The sequence below is a fragment of the Oleiphilus sp. HI0117 genome, from assembly GCF_001635235.1.
This window is the reverse complement of the sequence record NZ_LWGA01001184.1, coordinates 1-1068: the sequence shown is the minus strand read 5'-3', so window position 1 is coordinate 1068 and position 1068 is coordinate 1. Positions and strand designations below refer to the sequence as shown.

The 1068-nt window shown below is 40.4% G+C and carries 2 protein-coding genes; both read right to left on the bottom strand.

The window, feature by feature from the left end; translation table 11 throughout:
- Window positions 1-220 precede the first annotated feature (220 nt).
- Window positions 221-580, bottom strand: coding sequence for a GNAT family N-acetyltransferase (locus A3757_RS20855; protein WP_068553440.1), 360 nt, complete (start codon window positions 578-580; stop codon window positions 221-223).
- 55 nt (window positions 581-635) lie between these two features.
- A complete protein-coding gene (locus A3757_RS20850; protein WP_304439180.1) occupies window positions 636-896 on the bottom strand; it encodes an ATP-binding protein in 261 nt (86 codons plus the stop codon).
- Between the last annotated feature and the right edge of the window lie 172 nt (window positions 897-1068).

Sequence of the window (1068 nt, the reverse complement as noted above, 5' to 3'; positions counted from 1 at the left end):
ACCAGGAGCCCAGTGCGCACGTAAATAGCAAGGATAAACAAAAGTATGATGTACTATTGTCTATCGTTTTATATTCTTTATTTTTATTTTCCGTGGCGCTATCTCCCTTTGATTTTGAGTTATCACTCAAAGCAATAAAACAAAAGCTTATCTACGATAGCAACTGCATACTCTAGAATTCAATCCAATCACACTACGAACAAGACTCTTCATTTACTAATTATATGAGCCTTAGCTTATGTAAAAAATAATGCATTCGCCCCTGATTCAAAGACCTCTTAAATCTTCTTTTTAACAGCTTTAGCCATACGAATAATCTACCTTTAATTGTACGACCGGCAATAAAGATAGAGACTAGCGATACCTCATTAGGATTCCAGCCAATATGCCAACGAGCATTACTCATCAAATTCAAAGTAGCGATATTTTCCTCCTCAATTAATCTATCAATTAATACCTTCATATGAAAACGACCAGGTGAAAGCTTTTCAACAGATTCATCGTACCCCACTTTAAGCACGTACTGAGTTCTGCCACTTATCAAAGAAAATTGACTGCGTATTCCGGCGTATCTGATCATCGATTCTGGTTTTATTCGATCACCTAAATCTCCTAACGCCTAGACCTCGATAGTATCACTCCGAGTGATCGGATTCAGTTATTTTACTCATTGCCTTTCTTAGTGACTCTCCTTTAAGTTTTAGCTTGTGACTATTGTGCAGTATGCGATCCAGGATGGCGTCAGCCAGCGTTGCATCGCCAATAGCTTTATGCCATTGCGTGATAGGTAGCTGGCTCGTGATTATGGTTGATCGAACGCCGTGTCGGTCTTCCATTATTTCGAGTAAGTCGTTGCGTTGGCCAAGAGTCATTTTTTCCAGGCCCCAGTCATCCAGAACCGGCGTTTTTCAAGGTAGTTGTCGCCTGAGCATTTAAGCTGCTTGTTTTTCCTTCTCCGGGTTCAACTTAACGTCACCCACTTTCTCCCAGTTCCGCGTAGCTTTTGACCACCTTATTTGGTTCTTTCTTTTCATCTTGCGATAAAGCTCATCCCTCTTCGATAATATT

Coding starts and splice junctions, on each gene's coding strand:
- A3757_RS20855 (WP_068553440.1), bottom strand. CDS start 580: ATGATCAGATACGCCGGAATACGCAGTCAATTTTCTTTGATAAGTGGC.